The 21757-nt window shown below is 64.7% G+C and carries 24 protein-coding genes; 8 read left to right on the plus strand and 16 right to left on the minus strand.

Translation table 11 applies throughout. From position 1 onward, the window contains the following. Positions 1–2: 2 nt before the first annotated feature. The 7 genes from IEW02_RS06125 to IEW02_RS06155 all read right to left on the minus strand — a co-directional run bounded on the left by IEW02_RS06125 (position 3) and on the right by IEW02_RS06155 (position 6579). Complete coding sequence (locus tag IEW02_RS06125; protein WP_229745797.1) at positions 3–1382, minus strand: DNA-binding protein; 1380 nt, start codon at positions 1380–1382, stop codon at positions 3–5. Positions 1383–1512: 130 nt separating this feature from the next. Further along, on the minus strand, positions 1513–2706 hold the full coding sequence (locus IEW02_RS06130) for a dipeptidase (RefSeq protein ID WP_188543744.1): 1194 nt from the start codon (positions 2704–2706) through the stop codon (positions 1513–1515). A gap of 158 nt (positions 2707–2864) precedes the next feature. Continuing rightward, positions 2865–4121 (minus strand): Nramp family divalent metal transporter, encoded by a 1257-nt coding sequence (locus tag IEW02_RS06135; protein ID WP_188543745.1) that lies wholly within the window; start codon positions 4119–4121, stop codon positions 2865–2867. Positions 4122–4150: 29 nt separating this feature from the next. Then, positions 4151–5320 (minus strand): winged helix DNA-binding domain-containing protein, encoded by a 1170-nt coding sequence (locus IEW02_RS06140; protein WP_188543746.1) that lies wholly within the window; start codon positions 5318–5320, stop codon positions 4151–4153. Positions 5321–5374: 54 nt separating this feature from the next. Then, the gene (locus IEW02_RS06145) at positions 5375–5695 is read right to left on the minus strand and encodes a hypothetical protein (RefSeq protein ID WP_188543747.1); all 321 of its coding nucleotides are present in this window, start codon (positions 5693–5695) and stop codon (positions 5375–5377) included. Between the two features lie 16 nt (positions 5696–5711). Then, positions 5712–6224 carry a DUF3558 domain-containing protein gene (locus tag IEW02_RS06150; RefSeq protein ID WP_268236702.1) on the minus strand — a complete coding sequence of 171 codons (513 nt, stop codon included), beginning with the start codon at positions 6222–6224 and terminating at the stop codon, positions 5712–5714. Between the two features lie 85 nt (positions 6225–6309). Continuing rightward, the gene (locus IEW02_RS06155) at positions 6310–6579 is read right to left on the minus strand and encodes a type II toxin-antitoxin system Phd/YefM family antitoxin (RefSeq protein ID WP_188543749.1); all 270 of its coding nucleotides are present in this window, start codon (positions 6577–6579) and stop codon (positions 6310–6312) included. Between the two features lie 161 nt (positions 6580–6740). On the opposite strand from IEW02_RS06155, the gene IEW02_RS06160 reads away from it, so the two are divergent. Both IEW02_RS06160 and IEW02_RS06165 read left to right on the plus strand, forming a co-directional pair. Continuing rightward, the gene (locus IEW02_RS06160) at positions 6741–7349 is read left to right on the plus strand and encodes a ClpP family protease (protein ID WP_188543750.1); all 609 of its coding nucleotides are present in this window, start codon (positions 6741–6743) and stop codon (positions 7347–7349) included. After that, positions 7346–7933 (plus strand): ClpP family protease, encoded by a 588-nt coding sequence (locus tag IEW02_RS06165; RefSeq protein WP_188543751.1) that lies wholly within the window; start codon positions 7346–7348, stop codon positions 7931–7933. The genes IEW02_RS06160 and IEW02_RS06165 overlap by 4 nt, the downstream gene beginning before the upstream one ends. Here IEW02_RS06165 and IEW02_RS06170 read toward each other — a convergent pair. Further along, positions 7930–8232: a helix-turn-helix domain-containing protein gene (locus IEW02_RS06170; protein WP_188543752.1), complete on the minus strand. Its 303-nt coding sequence runs from the start codon at positions 8230–8232 to the stop codon at positions 7930–7932. The genes IEW02_RS06165 and IEW02_RS06170 overlap by 4 nt on opposite strands. A gap of 78 nt (positions 8233–8310) precedes the next feature. Here IEW02_RS06170 and IEW02_RS06175 point away from each other — a divergent pair, with 78 nt between their 5' ends. Further along, entirely contained in the window at positions 8311–8985 is a 675-nt protein-coding gene (locus IEW02_RS06175) for a DUF2332 family protein (RefSeq protein WP_188543753.1), read from the plus strand. Position 8986: 1 nt separating this feature from the next. Here the strand turns inward: IEW02_RS06175 and IEW02_RS06180 are convergent, their stop codons facing one another. Continuing rightward, positions 8987–9406, minus strand: a complete 420-nt coding sequence (locus IEW02_RS06180) for a DUF1810 domain-containing protein (protein ID WP_188543754.1) — start codon at positions 9404–9406, stop codon at positions 8987–8989. On the opposite strand from IEW02_RS06180, the gene IEW02_RS06185 reads away from it, so the two are divergent. Both IEW02_RS06185 and IEW02_RS06190 read left to right on the plus strand, forming a co-directional pair. Then, on the plus strand, positions 9405–9890 hold the full coding sequence (locus IEW02_RS06185) for a nucleoside deaminase (RefSeq protein ID WP_188543755.1): 486 nt from the start codon (positions 9405–9407) through the stop codon (positions 9888–9890). The two genes, IEW02_RS06180 and IEW02_RS06185, sit on opposite strands and share 2 nt — an antisense overlap. A gap of 158 nt (positions 9891–10048) precedes the next feature. After that, on the plus strand, positions 10049–11122 hold the full coding sequence (locus IEW02_RS06190) for an alkene reductase (protein ID WP_188543756.1): 1074 nt from the start codon (positions 10049–10051) through the stop codon (positions 11120–11122). 54 nt (positions 11123–11176) lie between these two features. On the opposite strand, the gene IEW02_RS25070 is transcribed toward IEW02_RS06190, so the two are convergent. The 6 genes from IEW02_RS25070 to IEW02_RS06225 form a co-directional block, all read right to left on the minus strand. After that, on the minus strand, positions 11177–13417 hold the full coding sequence (locus tag IEW02_RS25070) for an FGGY family carbohydrate kinase (RefSeq protein ID WP_229745798.1): 2241 nt from the start codon (positions 13415–13417) through the stop codon (positions 11177–11179). Further along, complete coding sequence (locus IEW02_RS06205; protein ID WP_188543757.1) at positions 13414–14424, minus strand: LacI family DNA-binding transcriptional regulator; 1011 nt, start codon at positions 14422–14424, stop codon at positions 13414–13416. The genes IEW02_RS25070 and IEW02_RS06205 overlap by 4 nt, the downstream gene beginning before the upstream one ends. A 67-nt stretch (positions 14425–14491) precedes the next feature. Further along, positions 14492–15232 (minus strand): SDR family NAD(P)-dependent oxidoreductase, encoded by a 741-nt coding sequence (locus tag IEW02_RS06210; RefSeq protein WP_188543758.1) that lies wholly within the window; start codon positions 15230–15232, stop codon positions 14492–14494. Beyond that, positions 15229–16080, minus strand: a complete 852-nt coding sequence (locus tag IEW02_RS06215; RefSeq protein WP_188543759.1) for a fumarylacetoacetate hydrolase family protein — start codon at positions 16078–16080, stop codon at positions 15229–15231. Before IEW02_RS06215 ends, IEW02_RS06210 begins: the two co-directional genes overlap by 4 nt. Positions 16081–16109: 29 nt before the next feature. Then, positions 16110–16934, minus strand: a complete 825-nt coding sequence (locus IEW02_RS06220) for an SMP-30/gluconolactonase/LRE family protein (RefSeq protein ID WP_188543760.1) — start codon at positions 16932–16934, stop codon at positions 16110–16112. Between the two features lie 14 nt (positions 16935–16948). After that, positions 16949–17758, minus strand: a complete 810-nt coding sequence (locus tag IEW02_RS06225; protein WP_188543761.1) for an SDR family NAD(P)-dependent oxidoreductase — start codon at positions 17756–17758, stop codon at positions 16949–16951. A gap of 47 nt (positions 17759–17805) precedes the next feature. Between IEW02_RS06225 and IEW02_RS06230 the strand changes: the two genes are divergently transcribed. Genes IEW02_RS06230 through IEW02_RS06240 form a run of 3 tightly spaced genes read left to right on the plus strand, consistent with a single transcriptional unit; the run spans position 17806 to position 20765 of the window. Next, positions 17806–18510 carry a GntR family transcriptional regulator gene (locus tag IEW02_RS06230; RefSeq protein WP_229745799.1) on the plus strand — a complete coding sequence of 235 codons (705 nt, stop codon included), beginning with the start codon at positions 17806–17808 and terminating at the stop codon, positions 18508–18510. A 13-nt stretch (positions 18511–18523) separates the two neighbouring features. Continuing rightward, positions 18524–19558, plus strand: coding sequence for a mannonate dehydratase (locus IEW02_RS06235; protein ID WP_188543762.1), 1035 nt, complete (start codon positions 18524–18526; stop codon positions 19556–19558). 25 nt (positions 19559–19583) lie between these two features. Then, on the plus strand, positions 19584–20765 hold the full coding sequence (locus tag IEW02_RS06240) for an HAD-IA family hydrolase (protein ID WP_188543763.1): 1182 nt from the start codon (positions 19584–19586) through the stop codon (positions 20763–20765). Here IEW02_RS06240 and IEW02_RS06245 read toward each other — a convergent pair. Next, the gene (locus tag IEW02_RS06245) at positions 20747–21757 is read right to left on the minus strand and encodes a LacI family DNA-binding transcriptional regulator (protein ID WP_188543764.1); all 1011 of its coding nucleotides are present in this window, start codon (positions 21755–21757) and stop codon (positions 20747–20749) included. The two genes, IEW02_RS06240 and IEW02_RS06245, sit on opposite strands and share 19 nt — an antisense overlap.

Below are 21757 nucleotides of genomic sequence, written 5' to 3' on the forward strand. Positions count from 1 at the left end.
CCTCAGACGCCCAGCGCGGCGCGCACTGCGTGCGCGTTGCGTCGGGACACCGGCACCATGGTGTTTTCGGAATCGTCCATCACGAGAACCAGTTCGCCCTTGTCGCGACGTTCGATCTCGCGAACACGGCTGAGATTGACGACGTACTGACGGTGGACACGCAGGAACCCTGCGTCGCTCAGTTCGTTGTCGAGCTTGTCCAGGCCGGGCGACGCGGCGCGCATCCTGCCCTGGTCCGTGGACAGCCAGACGTCGTTGCCGTCCGACTCGGCCAGCATCACCTCGGGAAGCCGGAGCAACACCATTCGGTTTTCCCGAACTCCCACGACGCGATGAGCGGGGTCGCTGGACACGAGCTTCGCGTCGGGTGTCGGTAGCTGCGCACCCTCGGAGACGCCGAACGTGACCACGTGGCCGACCAGGTTCCCCTGTCGGAACACTGGGCGGATTCTGATCGGCGACGGTTCGTCCGTGAGGTGGGTGAAGATCTGACTCGTGCCGACCCAGTCGGGGTCGTGGGCGGCTCGTTTGCTGGCGTACTGGACGGCAGAAATGAACGCCGGAAGCTTCGGGTTCCACCGCAGCGCGGGATCGACGGCGGGAACGTTGTTGGGGACGCCGAGCAGCACGCTGGCGGTGTCGTTGGCGATGACGACCTTGCCCGAGGCGTCGACTGCGACAACCGGTTGCGCCGACCGGCCACGGGCGTGGTTGAAGGCACCGACCAGTTCGCTGCCACCGTCACGGGCATAGACGCGGAGCCGACTCTGGGTGTGGGCGGCGGCGTTGGCCAGCCAGCCGCTTGCCGCTGCGGGCATTTCGTTGCGCCAGCACGAGATGTTCAGGCTGGCGATGGGGGTTTTGGTCACCACGTCACGCACCGCAACGCCCGCGCACGTCCAGTCGTGAAACGCCTCGCACCAGTGCTCTTCGCGCTTGATGATCAACGGATTTCGGGTTCCGAGTGCGGTCCCGATGCCGTTGGTACCGACGGCGCGTTCCGACCAGTTGAACCACGGAGCCAGGTTGGCGTCGGCGGCGATCGCGAGAGTGGCCTTGTCGCCCCACTGGGCAAGGACTCGGCCGTCGGCGTCGGCGATGATGGCGATTCCACCGAATTTGGTGACTTCGTGCACGAGGGACGCGGTACGGAAGCCCAGCTCGGCGAACACGACGTCGTTCTCGAGCGGATGGTGGTCGACCTCTTCGACAGCCACCGGGGCTTCGGACAGAAACGGGTCGACGCGGAAGTGGTCACGAGAGCGCTGCCAGGACATCGCAACCTCGGGCCGGACGTCACCGACGTCGTTGTCGCCCTTGACGAAACGCTCCCATGCGCTGTACGCAGCATTACCCGTCAGCGTGCGAGGCATCGGCTTCATGCGCTGTGTACACAACATCGAGGACCGCCTTCGGTCGTAGATTTCTTCACTGCGTCTTCTCCGACTGACGAAGCAACAGTTACGAATTGACGCTCGGGCACGCCCCGCCAGCAGACTATTGTGACCTGCATCATAGGTTTACCTGCTCCGAGCGGTTCCTGCAAACTGCCACAGGTGGACACGCCGAGTTCGAGGCCGTGTCCGATCGGCGTGTCGCATTCCGAACAGCGTCGGTAGAAAACGCGTCCGCAACGCCCTCGGCTGCTCTGAGCACGCGAAGGATGTTCGCCCCGGCGAGCTTGTCCAGCTCGGTTTCCGACCAACCTCGACCGGCGAGGGCCGCGAACAGCATCGGGTATCTCGACACGTCCTCGAGGTCTTCGGGCATCGGCTCGCCGCCCATGTAGTCGCCGCCGATACCGACATGGTCGATCCCGGCAACATCGCGGACGTGTTCGATGTGCTCCACGACCTGCGACAACGTGGCCGAAGGCTGTGGCGACCGCTCTTCGAGCTCGGCCATGAGGGCGCTGTACTCGGGAGTGCGCTTGCTGATGTTCCGGAGTGTCGCCGTGGCCGTGGCGTCCGCGTGCCAGGCCCTGACGGCCGGTGAGACGAACGCCGGCAGGAAAGTGACCATGCAGATGCCGCCGTTGTCCGCCAGTGCCGTCAGGACGTCGTCCGGGACGTTTCGTGGGTGGTCGCACAGCGCTCGGGCGGAAGAATGACTGAAGATCACCGGTGCCGAGCTCACGCGGAGTGCGTGTCGCATGACGTCGGCGGACACGTGCGAGAGGTCGACGAGCATTCCCAGCCGGTTCATCTCGCGCACGACGCTCTCGCCGAACTCGGACAGACCGTTCAACACGGGAACGTCGGTGGCCGAGTCGGCCCAGGCAACGTTCTTGTTGTGAGTCAGGGTCAAGTAGCGCACGCCGAGCGCGTACATCATCCGCAGAACGGCGAGGGACCCGTCGATGCAGTGTCCGCCCTCCATGCCCACCAGAGACGCGATCCGGTGACCCGACGATTCGACCTCGTCGGCGGTGGTTGCCAGCACCAGTTCGTCGGGGAACCGTGCGACGAACCTCCTGACCAGGTCGATTTGTTCGAGTGTCGCGGTCACCGCAGAAGGGCCGGAGTAGGTGTCCGGGGAGACGTAGACGGACCAGAACTGCCCGGAGACCCCACCGACCTTCAAGCGGGGGAGATCGGTGTGCAGTTCGGGCACCGACCCGGCGAGGTCGACGGCATCGAGGTTCGACCCGTAGTCCTGACGAATTGCCCATGCGAGATCGTTGTGGCCGTCGACGATCGCCTGCACCTTCGTACCCCCTCAACCGTCCTGTTCTCGAACTGGTTTCAGGGCCTAATTTTATTGTTCAACTATCCGTCTGAACGCGTTTCGCGCAAATCGCCGTCCGTTCCGGCTTGGTGACCGCTCGATGGAAAACCCGAGCCGCTCGTGACGGGGGTCACGCTCTAGAGGTAACTGGTGATGACCGAGTGAACCTGGTCGACGGCGAGCCAGGCGAACAAGATGGTGCAGACACCGAGAACGATGTTCGTGAACCACCCGTTGCGCCACTGCGTCGGGACGCGGTCCGAGTTCAGGAGCCTGAGCAGAGTGACGGCCAGGAACGGCATGAACACTGCGCCGAGCACGCCGTAGGCCAGCACGAGGCCGATCGGCTCGTCGAGCCACAGCAGGGCCATGGGCGGGAATGTCAGCCATACGACGTACCACTTGAAGTACTTGCCGCCGACGCGTGTGTCCTCGTGGCCTTGCGGAAGTCCCTTCATGTTGCCGATGAAGTCGGCGAACATCAGGCTCACGCCGTTCCACACACCGATGAGCGACGAGAACGACGCCGACCAGAACCCGATCAGAAAGACGTAGCCGAAGACCGTGCCGTAGCGGTCGGCGAGGACGTCCGAAAGTTGGATCAGCCCTTGATCTCCGGTGCTGATGGCGATTTGCGACGAATAGAGGAGTTCGGCACCCACGATGAGCATCGCGAGCACGAAGATGCCGGAGATCACGTAGGCCATTGCGTTGTCGATGCGCATGACCTTCATGAACTTCGGTGTGATCCAGCCTTTCTCGCGCAGCCAGTACCCGTAGGCGGCGAGCGTGATGGTGCCGCCCACGCCGCCGGCCAGTCCGAGCACATAGACGATGGAGCCGTCGGGGATGGTCGGGACGATGCCCTTCACCACCGCTGGGATGTTCGGCACGGCGACGACGGCCGCACCGATGACCGTCACGAACATGATGCCGACGAAGACCGTGATGATCTTCTCGAAGAATCCGTAGCTCCCCAGCCAGATCAGCGCGAACCCCAACAGGCCGGAAATGATGGCCACGGCTTTGAGGTTCAACGACGGAAACAGCGCGACGATGGGAAGTGCGCTCGACGACATCGCCGCTGCGCCGTACACGAATCCCCAGATCACGATGTACGGCGCGAAGTACGCCGTCGTCCATTTGCCCAGCGATCGCCAACCCTGAAAGATCGTGTTGCCCGACGCCAACGTGTACCGCCCGGCGCCTTCGACGAGAACGACTTTCATGATGACGCCGACGATGATCACCCACAGCAAGGCGTATCCGTAGCGCGACCCGGCCACCAGTGTTGCGACGAGATCGGCCGCTCCGATACCCGTTGCGGCCACGACGAGTCCGGGGCCGACGACCTTCCATTTCGGTGGGGCCGATGACTCGACGTCTTCGCTCATGGCAAACACTGTGCCCCATTCGTACTGTTCTAGGAACGACCCCGAAGTTTTTTCTCGGTCGGGGTCGGGAAGGTCGGTACGACGGGCATGCCGTCGAGTACTGCCGTCAGCCTTTCGGCCTCGGCGTCGACCGCTGTGGCTGCGGCGCTGCCGATGTCGTCGAACAGCTCGGTCAGAACCTCACCGGTCGAGCTGACGGACCACCCGCCCACGATGCGACCGTCCGACCAGACGGTCGGCCCGATGTTGCCGAACGTGTCGAACAGCTTGGGTCCGTGATCGCCGAGGTACCAGTCGCGGCGTTTCCACCCCATCGGTGTGGGGTCGAGGGACGGCAGGAGTGCAATGCCGGGTGCCTTCCTCGGAAACTGCGTGTCGGGCAGCATGATTCCAGCGCCCTCGCTGAGTTCGACGTCGACGATGTCGATCGCCGATACCGCCGAACGCGTCTGCGTCTTGTTCCACCCGGTCCACCACTGCAGATCCTCGAACGTGGCCGGCCCGAACACCTCGAGCCAGCGTCGCGCCAATTCCGTTCGCGCAGTGGCTTCGTCGAGATGGGGGACGCCGTCTGGGTACCAGTGCTCGATCGGTGCCCACGTGTGATGGCGTGACGTCCACTTGCCGCGGGGCTCGGACCGGACCATGTGGCCTTCGGCGGCGAGCATGACGAGCACCTGCGAGGTGACGTTCTGCTTGACGTCGTAGGCCTTGTCCGTGGTGGGCAGCAGCGCGGTACGCAGGCCGGGGACCGCGGCGGACAGTTCGGCGCCGGTTGCCGTTCCGAGCTCTCGCAGTTTGGCAAGTGTGTCTCGCTCGACATCGGCGAGCCACGCGTCGACGTCGTCGACCACCGGATCGGTCGGCAGGGTGGTCACCTGCTTCACCAGCCGTGCGCGCATCACCCTGGCCACTCCCACACTGGCCGCGGAGTGAATCATCGGCACGTCGTCGTTGGCCACCACGAACATGGTTCTGCGCATGCCCATCATGCGAAGGAGGCTGCGCTGCTGGTACATCGACGCCCGGATGTCGTCGACGGTGATTTTTCGTGACCTCGCGAAGATCGACAAATACACGCTGGCAGGGTCGGTGGCGTGCAACGCGAGCAGGGCCGAGACGACATCTTCCGGCCGAGTCTGCTGGGCGAGGTGAGTGCGCGTCAGTCGTGCCCGTCGCTGGGCGTCGGTGATCTTCACGGTGTCAGTGTGACGGGTTCGGGGGTTGGGGGCGATAGTCCGACGGAGGCGCGCTTATTCGGAGTTCGTGAGCCTCTCGGCGTTCTGGGCCTCGGTCTCGGCGTAGGCGCGGCCAGCGGCGAGGAAGGTTTCGTGCATTCGGTCGGCGATGTCGATGTGCTGCTGGATCACCGATGCGAAAGACCGGTCGGAGCCGACTGCAAGCTGGAGGAACTTGTTGCCGAGCAGCTGGCCGGAGGGGAGGGTGCCGAAAGCGTCGAGCCGGACGAATCTGCTTGCCTGGTACTTGAGATCCCGAAGCTTGTCGCCATACTCCCTCCACGCATCAGCGCAGGTTTCCGCGGCGCCTGGCTCGATACTCAACGGTTCTGTCATGAATGCACCCTCAGTCTTATCTCCGGAGAACGGGGTCAAGTACGTTCGCAGATCGCACCGCAACAGCGCACGGGTCTTCAGCCTTAGCGAGCCCACCCTTGGTATCGATGCTGACGACGATTGCGCCCCGTGTCCATGCGAATGCCACTTCGCAGACGTCCCGGTTTGTATCACTTTTGTCGATGTAGCTCACTGCATCACGTGCGCCGACCGGAACGGTTTGAAAATCGTAGCTTTGCGGGTTGTCCTTGATTTGCTGAAATGTATGCGTCGTGGACAAGACGGTCAGGTAGAACCAACCCGCGTCCCAGCCGCACAAATCCCAATCCTCCGCCTCCACCCCGAAGTAATCCCTCGCCACCACGTCGTCCGGATCCGCCCCCGCCGCTCGCACCGACTCTGCCGGGATCTCGCACGGGTCGAACAGTTCGAAGCTGTTCGCGTCGACCACCGGTGTTCCGGCCACGGTCTGACCACTGCATCCCGCCACGAGAGCCAGGCCCACCACCGCAACGCCTAGTCGACGCATTCCCCACCCCCTGAGAACTTGGACGCATTGGGCACCGTATCGGTTCCCCGTGTTCTGCGCATGCAGGTCACCGCGTCCTGCAGCGCTAATCGTCAGTTTCTGAAGCGACGCCCTCGAGTTCTACAGATTCGACGTCGCCGCGACGCGCCTGGTTGATGCTCTCGTAGATATGACGGGCGTTAGTCGGGCTGGAAAGCAGGTGCAAAGTGGTCAGCATGGCGCCGTGATCCGACGTCGACATCAGCACGGCATCACCCGCGTCCGACTTGATGGCAATGGGTTCCGCACCGTTCGCGGCAGCGTCGACGAGGTCTTGGAAGTGGGTCAGTGCGTCGGCGAAGGTGACTGTCTTCATATAGATCTCCTGGTCTCGAATGGGCAGTAGAACAGATTTACACAGATCTGGAAGTTCGACCAGCCTTTGAGGCCTCACCTCGAGCCCTCTGCTCTGAGCAGACCCGCTGCCCACAGCAGAACCACTGGCGCACAACACAACCCGCATTCGACACTTGGGTCATGAGCGAATCACCGCGAATGTTCCCGCCCGAACTCCGTAATCAACTACTGCGCCACCGCGTCCTTGTCCTCGACGGTGTACTCGACGACGACAACGGAACTGTCCTCACTACTCACCTCCTCACCCTTGCCGCAGAGAATCCCTCGGCCGACATCGCGCTGTGGATCCATTCGCCCGGCGGATCGGTGCCCTCCATGCTGGCCATCCGCGACGTCATGCGTCTCGTCCCGTGCGACGTGTCGACCCTGGCTCTCGGATTGGCCTGCAGCGCCGGTCAATTCCTGTTATCGTCCGGGACACCCGGCAAGCGATTCGCCCTGCCGCACTCGCGGATTCTGATGCACCAGGGATCGTCCGGGATCGGAGGATCCGCCGTCGAGGTGGAGGTGCAGGCGAACGACCTGCGGCACACGCGCGACACCGTGCTCGGTCTGATTGCAGACGACACCGGCCAGACCCGTGAGCAGATCTTCGAGGACTCGCTGCACGACCGATGGTTCACCGCCGACGCCGCCCGCGACTACGGCTTCGTCGACGCCATCGTCGACTCGTTCGATCAAGTCATGCCCGCTCGACGGGCGTCCTTCGGAATGGCGGTGGCCCGATGAGCACGTACACGATTCCCAATGTCATCACGCGAGATTCGCGGGGCGAACGCGTCGTCGACGTGTATTCGCACCTGCTCAGCGAGCGAATCGTCTACCTCGGAACCGGCATCGACGCGGGCGTTGCGAACGCGTTGATCGCGCAATTGCTGCACCTAGAGGCGGATTCTCCCGACCAAGAGATCTCGATGTACATCAACTGCGAGGGCGGCGACACCGCCGCGATGCTCGCTGTCTACGACACCATGCAGTTCATCGGATCACCGGTTGCAACAACATGTGTGGGGCAAGCGGTCGCGGCGGGAGCGGTACTGCTGGCCGCAGGAGCGCCGGGACGACGATCAGCGCTCACGCACAGCCGGGTGGTATTGCACCAGCCTGCGGCGCAGGGTCGCGGCACCATTCCGGACCTCATCCTCGCCGCCGACGAGGTGGTTCGGGTGCGCTCGGAAATGGAAGCGATTCTGGCCAAGCACACGGGCCGCGATGCGCAGACGCTCCGTCACGACACCGACCGCGACCTGGTGCTGACGGCATCGGCCGCACTCGCCTATGGCGTCGTCGATCAGGTATTGGAACGCCGCTAAGCGGCGAGAAGGGTTGCGCCACCGCGCGATAGATCCTGGTGCGCCTGGCCGGCGATCTCCGCCATGGACGTCCCCAGCGCGCCGACGACGGCCGCGAGGATCTCGCTCGACGCATCCTTGCGGCCCCGTTCGAGTTCGGACAGGTACTGCGGCGAGATGCCGGCCCGCGCTGCGGTCTCGGTCAAGGTGCTTTTCCGACTCTGCCGGCGCTCGCGCAATCGTTTGCCGACAACCTCGCGCCAGAGGGGTTCGACGGTGCGCGCTGCTCGACGTTCATCGATTCGAATGACCTCGCCCATGACCGAACCCTAGCCCCGACGCCCCGAACTGGTCGGCCGTTCTGCTCACAGCAGAGACACGGCGCCTAGGGTCATCGGGTGCCCACGTCGAAGAAGGTCCGCGCCGTGTCGGGTCGCCATTCCGTGCTGTATCCGGCCATCGTCGAGGCGGCGCGACGGGTCGACGCGACCGCGGTGGGATTGATCGACGTCGAATGCGGCGCGGGTCTGAATTTGATCGTCGACCGTGTCGGCATCTCGTACGGCAGCGGACACACGTTGGGCGACATGGCCTCTCCCGTTCAGGTGTCGGCTCGGGTCGTCGGCGAGCGTTCTGTGCCCAGCGGTTCGATTCCGCCGGTGGTTGCTCGAATCGGTGTGGACTCTGACCCGGTCGACACCGGCGGATACCCGTCCGCCGAGGCAGAGCTGCTCGCGTCGACTCCTCATCTTCTGTTGCGCTCCAGCGTGTCCGATGCGATCGGCAGGGTGCCGGTCGATGCGATACCGATCGTGACGACGACGTGGGCGCTGTCGCGGTTGTCGCGTGAGCACCGGCTGCGTTTCCTCGAGGAACTGCGGGGGGCGAGTCGCCCGCTGGCGTGGGTGTCGGCAGAGGGAGTCGGCGTCGCCCCTGATGTTCCGACGCTCGGAGACCGTCCGGCATCCGGTCACAGCATCATCGGGGTGGCCGTCGTCGATGACGGAATGGTGCACGCAGAGGCAGTGGGTCGGTGCTGGTCGAAGGGCGCTGTGCTGTCCTGGCTGGTCTGAGTCAGGTATCGAGAAGTTCGAGCGTCCGGGAATCGGGACCGTCGTAGAACTTGGCGATGACGTCGTCGAGCAGCGTCTCGTTCTCGGCTACCTGCGCGAACAGCGTCATGGATGAGCGCAGTTTGAGGTCGTCTGGTGAGCCGAGAATCGCCGAAATATTGGTGCTCGTGCTGTCCAACAACGCCTGGCTGCACTCCCGTAAGCGAGCTCCCAGAATCGGATGTGCAAGGTACGCAACCGCTTCTGCTTTGTTTGCGATGGCGAAGAATTGGGATGTCGCCGTCATCCCGAGGCCGGCGATCTGCGGGAAGACGAACCACATCCAGTGGCTTCGCTTGCGCTCGGCTTTCAGCTCCGCGAGGGCCGTCTCGTAGACGGTCTCCTGCGCGTCGGTGAATCGGGTGATGTCGACGTCGGTCATGGCACTCTCATCGTATGGAGCAGAGCAGTTGAGCACCACCGACCACCTGGCCCGCAGTATCGAGCTCGCGGCGGAAGCGGGCGGGCATGGAAACCGCCCGTATGGCGCGGTCATCGTTGCGGCGTCCGGCGATATCCTGGCCGAGGGCCGCAACGAGGTCGCTGCGACCGGTGACGTGACCGCCCACGCCGAGCTGATGGCGATTCAGCAGCTCACGGCCGGTCAGCTCGCGGGTGCAACTGTGTACGCCAGTGGCGAGCCCTGCCCGATGTGTGCGGCGGCGTGCGTGTGGGCAGGTGTCGCTCGAATCGTCTTTGCGGCGTCGGCGTCGGCGTGCGCCGCGGTTCTGTCGGAGGGGCCGCGGATCGAGCTGTCGTGTGCGGATGTTGCCGGCGCCTACGTCGAGGTCGAAGGCCCCGCCCGGGAGAGCGACGCGGTGGAGGCGATGCGGGCGTCGATCCTTACGCCAACTGAGCAGACGTAGGCCGACGCTGTAGCGCACGCGTACGTCTGGCCAGTGCGCGTACTGATCGGCGACCTCCACCGACGTGATCAACCTCTCGATCCGGAATAGCTCGACCCGTCCTGGAAGTTACCGACAGTAATTGTCCAAACTTCAATGACGGAAAGAGTTCGAACCACATGAAGTTGTTTACCCCGTTGGAGCTCGGTGACCTGAAGCTGGCGAACAGGCTGGTCATGGCGCCACTGACCCGTACACGATCCGGCCAGGACGGAATTCCCGGCCCGCTCGTCGTCGAGCACTACCGTCAGCGTGCGTCGCTCGGACTGATCGTGACCGAGGGGACGTATCCCACTCACGCAGGTCAGGGCTTCCCCGGACAGCCAGGACTCGTCACCCCCGAGCAGATCGAGGGATGGCGGAACGTCGCGGAGGCAGTGCACGCCGAGGGCGGATTGATCGTCGCCCAGGTCATGCATGCGGGACGGGTGACGCACGAGGCGACGACGGGTGGCCGCGAGGTCGTCGGTCCGAGCGCCATCGCCATCGAGGGCGAGACTCACACGTACGAGGGCAAGAAGCCGTACCCGGTGCCGCATGCGCTGAGCGCAGACGAGCTGCAGACGGTGATCGCGGACTTCGTGCAGGCGTCGAAGAACGCGATCGACGCAGGCTTGGACGGTGTCGAGATCCATTCCGCGAACGGTTACCTCCTTCACGAGTTCCTTTCGCCGGCCTCCAACGTTCGCGACGACACGTACGGTGGCTCGCCCGAGAACCGTGCGCGACTCGTGGCCGAAGTGGTCGAGGCGGTAGTGGCGGAACTCGGCGCAGGACGCGTCGGCATTCGCATTTCCCCCGAACACAACATTCAGGACGCGCTGGAGACGGACCGAGACGACGTGCGGGCGACGTATCGCGCGCTGGTCGACCGGATCGCGCCGCTGGGACTCGCGTACCTCAGTGTGCTGCACAAGGATCCGAAGGGCGCACTGGTGCAGGACCTGCGCCAGGCCTTCGGCGGTCCTTTCCTGGTGAACAGTGGCTTCGGTGAGATCACCACCCGTGACGAAGCAGTGGCTCTCGCGGAAGACGGGATCGGCGACGCAATCGTCGTCGGACGTCCCGCGATCGCAAACCCGGACTTGGCATACCGGTGGCGTGAAGATCTGCCGCTGAACGCGCCGGACCAGAACACGTTCTACACCGACGGCGCAAAGGGTTACACGGATTACCCTGCCCTGCAGCACTGACGGATGACGACGCGACGGCCCGCACCACCACAGGGTGCGGGCCGTCTGCGTTTGTCAGCCGTTGACTGCTGCGCGCAGTTCGTTCAACCGCGGCAGTGCACGGTTCGTCAGCAGGTCTTCACGCGTCTCGGCGGAGACCGCCATGCTGTCCTTCCAGAGTGACCGACCGGCCATGGCGCCGCTGGCACCGTTGGCGACCGCGGTGCGGACCTGCTCGATGAAGGTTTCGTGATCGACGCCTGCGGAGAGGACGGCCCACGGAACACCCTGTGCCGCTTTGGTGACCGCGGCGCAGGCGTCGGCGGAACCCGGGTACGGAAGCTTGAGCACCTTGGCGCCGCATTCGACGGAGATCTGCGTTGCGTCGGCGATCAGGGTGGGGAAGACGGCCTTGTAGTCCTCGTCCGGTTCGCCCTCGAGCTTGTACGTGAGGATTTCGACGATCAGCAGCAGACCCTCGTCGGTGCACGCCTTGACGAGTTCGCGGATCTCGTCGCCGACGCGGGAATCGATGGTTTGCTTGTCCGAACGCATGTACCACAGCATTTTTGCCGCGGACCCACCGAGATCGCGCACCTTGCGCGGGGTCATACCCTCGACGAAACGAGTGAAGCGGATGCCGTCGACTTCCTCGAAACCGGAGGCGTCCATGCCGACGACCAGGGCGGTGTCACGCGAGAGGACGTCCTCGTCGACGATCTGGGGGAGCGCAACCTCGGGATCGAGAAGGATTGCGGGTGCGTGGTTTCCGAGGAAGCGAACCAGATCGGCCTTGGCGTCGGCGAGCTGCTCCTTGGTGATCGAGCCCGGTCCGTCGACGGCGTCGGTCATGACGGCCTTCATTCCGTTGCGCTGGTCGCCGGCAACGATGAGCATGTTGCCCTCGTCGGTGGAAATTGCGGCCATTCCGCGGCGTTCGAGAGTGGTGAGCTCGTTCATGGTCTTCTCCTGTTGTTGTGGTGCGGGTTCGGGGGTGAGTAGCCGTGCAGCGAAAAGGGCTGCACCGTAGGCGGTGTCCTGGGATCGGGTGGAAACGGAGACGTCCGGCAGTACAGCTGCGCGGGTGTCGCGGACGCTGGCCATGTCGGCCCAGCCGCCAGTCAGAAGGGTGCTGCGCGCCGCCGGCACTTCGGCGTCGAGAGCCTCGATGAGCCGGGCGATCTCGTCGTTGCCGTGCAGCAGGATGGCGCGGAACAGTTCGGCGGAGTCGACGCCGTCGGTGCGGATCGTCACGGAGAGCACACCGTCGTCGTTGCGCGCGCCGGTGATCTCGACGCCGCCGTCGGAAATGGAGTCGACGGGCAACGCGGCGATTCGGGCGTCGAGAGCGTCACGGCCGGCGCGGTCATGAATGTCGCTGAGCTGGAGTGCACGCCGCATCAGCAATCCGGTTTTCACTCCGGCGACCAGAACATGTTGTCCCGGAACGACATGACGGACCGCATTGATGAGGTGATCGGCGAGCCGGGTCCGTGCAGCACGGTTCAGGGGAGCGTCGACGACGCGCAGCAGGACCTCGGCGGTGCCCATCGACACGTGGTACCGGTCGTTCGGAATCGCACCGCCGGAGACAGCCGAGACCAAGTGGTCATGGCCGGCGACGGTCAGCCGTGCACCGGACACCGACTCGGGAAGCGCAGGGGCGGTGGCGCATCCTAGGTCGGCGCCCGCAGCGACGAGGGGCGGTAGGAAGTCGGGACCGACGCCGATGTAGTCGAGCATCTCGGTCCACGGCTCGCCCGAGTCCTGATCGAGCAACCCGGTGCGTGAACTGAGCGACAGTTCGCTGACGGCGTCGCCGCCGAGTGAGAGCACGACGAACTCGGGCAGGTTGAACCAGCGGAGACCAGCGAGGTCGAGTCCGGTGTCGCGAAGGTGGAGGATTTTGACCACCGACACCTGCACCCCGACGGGAAGTCCTGTCACCCCGGCGAACTCGTCCGTGAGCGAGGAGGGGAGCGCGTCGACTTGCTCTTGCCCCCGCGGGTCGAACCACGCGAACGCCGGTGCGGTGACAACGTTGTCTCCTGAGACAAGGAAACCGGTTTCGCCCATGCCGGACACCGCGATGGCGTCGATGCGCGACCCCTCCGGAAGCTCGGCCGCCACATCGTCGAGCAATGCAGAGATGGTGGCGAGCAGGTCGGCGGCCAACAGGTCGGTCGTGCCGCCCGCGCCGTGACGCCACGGCGTCGGCCGCTGCTCGATCAGCACTTCCTCGCCGTGCGCATCGGTCACGAGGACCTTGACACCGGTGCTGCCGAGGTCAAGTCCCGCAACGTATCTGGGGCTCACAGTGATTCTCGTTTCGTGGGAGTGATGGTGTGTGAATCTCGTTCCATCAGAACGGTGGGTGCAACTTGTTCGGTGACGTCGAGGTAGGGGTCGTCGAAGCGGTGGACCAGTCGGTCGAAGGCCAGGTTGCCGATGCGATACGGGTCCTGGTCGATGCACGTGACCGACGGTGTGACGGCCCCGGCGAGAGCGAAGCTGCCGAACGACACCAAGGCGACATCGGTCCGGTTCAGCTCGTGAAGCAGCGACACCACGGCGGTGGCGTGACGCGCGTTCGCGACGAAGAACGCCGTCGGTGGATCGGGAAGCAGAAGCAGGCGCGTCACCACCGGGCGCACGGCGTCGGCCGCGTGTGACACGGACGGGAACAATTGTGGGTCCGGTGTGACGCCGGCTTGGTTGAGAACCTGCAGATACGCATCCCGCCTGAGCCGAGCGGTCTGCAGTCGATCGTCGAAGCCCACCAGCGCAATCCGACTGTGCCCGCTCTCGACCAGTTTCGAGACGGCCTGCCGAGCTGCACCGAAATCGTCGACGATCACCGAGTCGAATCCGGAAATCGCGCGGTCGATCGTCACGGTCGGCAAGGTCCGGCGTCGCGGTTCGAGGAAGTCGCGGTGGTCACCGACAGGCGCCAGGATGATGCCCCGAACGTGTTGGCCGGCCATGCGTTCGAGCTGATCGCGTTCACGGTCCGCGTCGAAACCGGTGCTGCCGACGATGACCGCCAGACCGTGCTCGAGTGCGCGGTCCTCTACCGCGCTCACGAGCGATGCGAAGAACACGTCGTCGATCGAGTCGACGACGATGCCGATCGTATTGCCCGATCCGGACTTGAGGGAGCGAGCAGCCGAGTTGGGTACGTAGTTCAGTTCGATCACCGCGGCCTCGACCCGCTCACGAAGCTCGGGGAGGACCGTGTCGACGCCGTTGACGACGCGGGACACGGTCTTGAAGCTGACGCCGGCCAAGGCCGCGACGTCTTTGATGCTTGCTCGCTCTGACACTGACTTCTTACTGCTTGGGGGCGTGAGACAACGTTGTCTCCAATGATCCAGGCAAGCCCCGCCAGTGTCAAGACCCGACCCTGATTCCGCTCATCCCCCCGTCGACCGCGAGCATCGTTCCGGTCGTCGATCCCGCCGCAGGACTCGCCAGGTACGCGATGGCCGCAGCGACCTCGGCCGGAGTGACGAGTCGACCCATCGGTTGACGTCCGCGCAGAGCGGCAGCCGCCTCTCGGGCGTCGGGCGCAGCGTCCAGCAGTCGCTCGACCCACGGCGTATCGGCGGTGCCCGGGGTGACACCGTTGACCCGGATGCCCTCCTTGACGTGATCGGCCGCCATCGCCAGCGTGAGGGCCTGCACTGCGCCCTTGCTCGCGGAGTACAGGGCGCGCTGCGGCACACCGACGTTGGCGACCACCGAGCAGGTGTTGACGATTGCCGCGTGCGGCGACCGGCGCAGCTCGCCCAGAAGTGCACGGGTGACGAGCGCGATGCTCAGCACGTTCACCCGCATGACCGTGATCCACTCGTCCTCGTCGTTGGCCGAGACGTCGCCCACCGCACCGATTCCGGCGTTGTTGACGAGGATGTCCACGCCGCCCAGGAACTCGACGGCGCGAGCAGTTGCGGGACTGATCGATGTCGCATCGCCGACGTCGCAGGGGATGTCGCCGTCCACGTCTCCGGTGTTGGACAGGTCGAGCGACGCCACCCGGGCTCCACGAGATCGAAGCAGTTCCACGGTGGCAGCTCCGATTCCGCTCGCCCCACCGGTCACCACCGCGCGTAATCCGTCGAAGTCGTTCATCGCGGGCCGACCACGTTCTGGCGCTGGTGTCCGAGTCCGTCGATCGACAACTCCATCACGTCGCCCGGTTGCAGCCACACCGGCGGTTTCATGCCGAGTCCGACGCCGGGCGGAGTGCCGGTGTTGATCAGGTCGCCGGGCTCGAGCACCATGAACTGGCTCAGATAGTGCACGATCACGTGCGGATCGAAGATCATCGTCGACGTGGATCCAGTCTGACGACGAATTCCGTTCACGTCCAACGACATCGACAGGTTCGTGGTGTCGATCTCGTCCTCGGTGGCCAGCCACGGACCCGCCGGGTTGAACGTCTCGGCGGATTTTCCTTTGCACCACTGGCCGCCGCGCTCCATCTGGAACGCTCGCTCGCTGACGTCGTTCACGAGTACGTAGCCCGCAATCGAGGCACGCGCCTCCTCGACGGAGTCCAGGTAGCTGGTTCGGCGTCCGATCACGATACCGAGCTCGATCTCCCAGTCCGGTTTGGTGGACCCGCGCGGAATTCGCACGTCGTCGTCGGGGCCGACCAGGGTGTTCGGCGACTTGGTGAACAGGATGGGCTCGTCCGGCACCGGCTGCCCGGTCTCGGCGGCGTGATCGCTGTAATTAAGCCCGATGCAGAGGATCTGGTGAGGTCGAGCGATCGGGGCACCGATTCGCTCGCCTCGGAACGGGAGCACTTCGTTCCGACGCTCGGCGACGAGGTCGCGCAAGCTGTCGAGGCCGCCATCGGCGAAAAATTGCTCGTCGAAGTCACGGAACGTGTCGGAGACGTCGATGTAGTTGTCCTCGTCGACGCGGACCACGGGGCTTTCGGCACCGACCGGTCCAATGCGCATCAGTTTCATCGGGTGTCACTTTCTGTTCGTGGTGTGGTTCATCCGGCGTAGCGAGCGACGGGAACACCGCGCGCGCCGAGTTCGTGGACGGCCAGAACGGAGCCGTCGATTCGTGAGGGGGACTGCAGTCCGTCACGGGCCGACGTGACGATCAGGACGTCGAGCTCCGGCCCGGCAAAGGCGCACGAACTGGGTTGCTGCACTGGCACATCGATACGGCTCAGCTCGACCCCCGCGGGCGACAGCCGGCGCACCGAGCCGCCTCCCCACATCGCGACCCAGATACAGCCGTCCTCGTCGATGCAGAGACCGTCGGGTAGTCCGTCGGCATCCTCGAAGCGGGCAAGAGTGCGCTGGTTGTCGACAGCTCCCGTGTCGAGATCGAAATCCCATGCGTGCACGGTGTGTTCGACACTGTCGACAAGGTAGAACGTGTCGTTCGCCGGACTCCAGCCGAGACCGTTGGGAAGCGAGAAACCCGTGGCCGCCGTGCGCACGCCGAGCTCCGAGTCGAGGACGTGCAGAACGCCGGCTCCCGCCGAGAACTGTTGGTGGCAACTGCCGGCCCACAGCCGCCCCCGCGCATCGCATTTGGCATCGTTCATGCGGTGGTCTCTCGGAAGGATCGGGTGCGTGACCTCGAGTTCGTCGCCCACGACAGTGCCGAAACCCTCGCCGATGGCGACCACGTAACCGGGTCCGGACGAGCGCGGAATCGCGGCGCCGACGGTGGTCGGAACATGAGTCGTCGTGGTGTGGCCGTCGGTCCGGTGGATGAGCCCGCGGGGGATGTCCACCCAGTGCAGGATTGCCTCGCGCTCGTCCCAGAACGGACCTTCGCCCACCTGAGCGTCGGCGTCCACGAACTCGACGATTCTCACCGATCGGCCAGCGACACAGCGAGTCTCGCGGTCAGTCCGCCGTCCACGGGCAACGAGATCCCGGTGATGAAGCTGGACCGTTCGCTCGCAAGATAAGCCACGGCGTCACCGATCTCTGATGCGCGTGCGACGCGGCCCAGTGGGTGCGCTGCGCCCCATTGGTCGACGACGGCCTGCTCGCCGGCATCCGTTCCGTCCGAGAACTGCCGTGCGCTGGCGCGCAGCATCGGGGTGTCGACCGACGCGGGGCAGACGGCATTGGCCCGGATGCCGTGCACTGCTTCGTCGACGGCAATCGAGCGGACCAGGGCATTGAGCGCGGCCTTGCTCGTCGAGTAGGCGGCAACGTCGGATTGACAGGCGAAACCCTGAACCGACGACACGAGCACGATCGAACCGCCGCGCCTCGAACGGAGGTGCGGAACAGCGTATTTGACAGCGAGGAACGCTCCGGTCAGGTTGACGTCGAAAGTGCGTTTCCAGGCTGCGAGATCGGTGTCGGCGGCGCTGCCGTACGTCTGGATCCCGGCTGCGCAGACGAGCACGTCCAGTCCGCCGAAGTGGTCGGCGGACTGATTCACGAACGTGCTCAGTCCCACCTCGTCGGTCACGTCGACGGTGCTGCCGTGCACACGGTCCGCTCCGTACGCAACCTCGAGACTCTCGACGCAGGATCGGGTCACGTCGTCGCCGACGCCGCACACTGCAACGGACGCTCCGGCGGCGAGCAGGGCTTCTGCACTCGCACGGCCGATTCCGCTGGTTCCGCCGACCACGAGAGCGACCTTGTTCACCATCTCCGCCATGGTTCGAATACTTGCATACAAGTTGTGACCTGTGCAACTATAAACCGGTGAACACCGACGCGGAGCTCGAGCTTCCCGCGATCCGTCGAGACGCGAGTAGAGCGCGTACCTCCGATCTCGTCTTCGACGAACTGATGGCGGCAATCCGGGACCTGCGGCTGGCGCCCGGTCGAGAACTGTCGGAGAGTGCGCTGACGTCTCGGTTCGGCGTCAGTCGAACGCCGGTACGCGAAGCGCTGGCACGACTGGTGTCGGCCGGGCTTGTGCACGTGATTCCACAGGTGGGGACACAGGTTGCGCGTATCAGTGCGGCCGGTGTGCTCGAATCACAGTTCGTCAGAGAACATCTCGAACTCGGAGCGTTCGAGGCGGCCTGTGCCCGAGACGGCGTCACCACGGACCGGCTGGAGTATTTGCTCGACGAGCAGAACACAGCTTTTCAGGCGGGCGACGACGAGATGTTCTTCGCCAGTGACGAGCAGCTGCATCGGACGATCTTCGAATTGGCAGGATTTCCCGGTGCGTGGGAAGTGTGCCAAAGCTCGAAGGTCGACCTCGATCGACTGCGTCGACTCACACTCCCCGAGCGCGACACGACCCGAGATCTGATCGCCGAGCACACCGCCATCGTCGACGCGCTCCGGGACGGTCGGGCGTCGGACGGGCGAGACACCATCTGCGTTCACTTGCGCCGCGCTGCGGCCGAACTGCCGCGGCTTCGGCGCGAACATCCCCACTACTTTCAAGCGTAACGGAGCAGATTCCATGGCCATCCGCCTCTCACTCGGGCACATCGACGAGTTCGACGACACCGTCGCACAATTCGCCGTTCAGCTCGGTTTGCCGAGCGTTCAGTTCCACACCCCCAGCAACCTGGCGGGAGACACGCCGTACTGGGGAGTCCCGGAGCTCCGTGCGCTGCGCGAGCGGTGCGATCGTGCGGGTCTCGCAATCGAAGGGTTGGAAAACGTTCCAGCCGAACAATTCTGGAAGATCCAGCGCGGAGTCGACGGTCGAGACGAGCAGATCGAGAACTACCATCGGACCATTCGGAACATGGCCGCCACCGGCTACTCGCTCCTCGGCTTCAATTTTCTTCCGACCTACGTCTGGCGCACCGACATGAATGCAGTCGGACGGGGTGGGGCCGGCGTGACGTCGTTCGATGCAGCGGATGCGCATCGAGGGAACGCGTTGGCCGGGTACAAACTGTCGTCGGCTCCGCCCATCGAGGAGGTCATCGACGCCGACCGGATGTGGGAGAACTACCAGTACTTCCTCGACGCCGTACTGCCGGTGGCCGAGGAAGTCGGGATGCGGCTCGCGCTGCATCCGGACGATCCACCGGTACGCGACGCCCTCGGCGGCGCCGAACGAATCTTCATCACGCCGGCGGCGATCGCAGAGGCAGCACGGCGCGCCGGCGGGAGTCCGTCGTGGGGACTGAACTTCTGTCTCGGAACGGTGTCCGAGATGGGTGGTGAACCCGCGATAAACGAGGTGATCGATCTTCTGGGGCCGAAGGGGCAGATCTTCTACGTTCACTTCCGGGATGTGTCCGGGACTGTGCCCAGATTCTCCGAATGCTTCCTGGGCGAGGGGAACTTCGATCCTGCGCGGGTCATCAGGCGTCTGGCGTCGGTCGGGTTCGACGGTTTCATGATCGACGACCATGTGCCGGCGATGGTGGGCGACATCGCGACGTGGGGTGACACGTCTCCTGAGGCCTACTGCAGCCGAGGCCGTGCGTATGCGATCGGCTACTTGCAAGGGGTGCTCAACGCGATCTCCGGTGACTGACAACGTTGTCTTGTATCCTTCGTCTATGCAGAGCACTGTCGAATCGGCGTCCACCATCGTCGTTGCCGGTGTCGCGGGCAGCGGAAAGAGCACGCTCGGAAAGGCATTGGCGCGCAGACTGAGGCGACCGTTGCTCGATCTCGACACCGCGACCAACCCACTGCTCGAGCGCCTCGAAGGGCCGCAGTGGAATACTGCCGGTCCGCGAACCGAGCTGATCCGCGACGGTCGGTACGCGGCACTGCGATCTATTGCCCGAGAGCTGATCGACCTCGATCAGTCTCCGATCCTGGTAGCGCCGTTCACCCGCGAACTCGCCGGCGGCGACGACTGGAATGCTCTGACCGAACTGGGAGATATCGCGGTCGTCTACGTCGATGGAAGCCCGGAACTGCTGCACTGCAGGCGGACTGCACGTGGTGAATCGCGGGACGCGCACCGCGCTCCCGACGCACCGGCGCCGGTTCCGACCGTTCCCCACCTGCGCGTCGATGCCACCCTGAGCACGGACCAGCAGCTTTTCCGCGTGCTTCGGCATTTGGGCATCGTTGCCCCGATCGACCGCGGCAACGACATCTTCGCCGCAACCTTCGACGCAGTCATGTTCGACCTCGACGGCACTTTGGTCGACTCGACCGCTGCGGTGCACCGCAGTTGGGACCGGTTGGCGCGCGAATTCGGTTTCGACCTCGACGCGATCGGACATGGCATGCCCGCTGCGGCATCACTGGCACTGGTGCTGGATCCGGATCGAGCAGCGGCAGCACTGGTACGCATGACCGAGCTCGAGACCACCGACGTCTCCGATATCGTTCCGATTCCAGGCGCGATCGAATTGCTGAACTCGTTGCCGGACACCGCGAAAGCTGTTGTCACATCAGGTTCACCGCCCATCGCCCACGCCCGGATGGCGGCAGGTGGCGTCCCGGTACCAACGCGGGTCGTCACGTCGGCCGACATCACCAGGGGAAAGCCTGATCCCGAGCCATTTCTGCTGGGAGCGGCGAAGTTGGGTGTCGACCCGACGCGGTGCTTGGTGATCGAGGACGCGCCTGCCGGAGTCACGGCCGCGAAGGCAGCGGGATGCACAGTGCTGGCGGTGGGTGGGACGTCGGGTCCCGAGGGTCTCGACGCGGATCTCTACGTCGAATCGCTGTCGCCGCTTCGGTTCGAGAAGGCGGGGGACGGCTATCGTCTGGTGCTGTGATGCTCTGTCGGAGAGCATGACTCGCGCACGACGAGGTCGACCGAAAGCACATTTCGTCGACGGTACCGGCGGTTGGGGTTCTCGATCCGCCCGATGATCCGCTCGATTGCCTGCCTGCCCAGTTCGGCCGGGTTCTGATCGATCACGGTGACCGGCGGGCAGACGGCGTCGGCGAGTGGAAAGTCTCCGAAGCCGACGAATGCCAAGTGGGACAGCTTCATCTGCTGAAGGACGGGCACGCACGACATCGACACTCTTGCGTTCGACAGGAAGAGGGCAGTCGGCGGATCGTCCAACGCCATGAGTCGACGCAGCGCCGCCGCGGCGTCGTCGCGGCTGAGAACGCCGAGAACGACCAGTGATTCGTCGAAGTCGATGCGGCCGCGCTCCAGTGCGTCGCGATACCCTTCCAGCCGGTTTCGGCTCGTCGGGATGGACGCACTGTCTCCGATGATGGCAATGCGCGTGTGCCCCAGCTCCATCAGGTGCTCGGTGGCCATGACCGCACCACTGAGGTCGTCGTCGACAAAGCTGTCCGCGGTGAGGCCGTCGGGCGCCCGGTCGACGAACACGGTCGGGGTTCTGTCGATCCAGCGCTTGAGGTAACCGTGGTCGGTTCCGATCGGCGCGATGATCAGCCCGCTCAACTGTCGTCGAAGCAAGGACTCGACCAGCGACTGTTCCTGGCTGCCGTCGTGACCCAGGCTGGTCACGAAGACCGCCATGTCCTCCTCGCGGGCACGGACCTCGATCGCGCGGGCGATGGACGCGAAGAAGGGGTCGTCGATGTCGGGAATGGCGACGCCGATCGCCGCCGATTGACCGGTGCGGAAGGACGTCGCCATCGTGTTCGGGACGTAGTTCAGCGACTCCAATGCGGCGGTGACGCGAGCCCGGGTCGCGGGATCGACGTGTGGGTCGTCGTTGTAGACCCGTGACACCGTCTTCGCGCTCACCCTGGCCAGGGCGGCCACGTCTTGCATGGTGGTCAT

It is taken from the genome of Rhodococcoides trifolii, assembly GCF_014635345.1.
Taxonomy (GTDB): Bacteria; Actinomycetota; Actinomycetes; order Mycobacteriales; family Mycobacteriaceae; genus Rhodococcoides; species Rhodococcoides trifolii.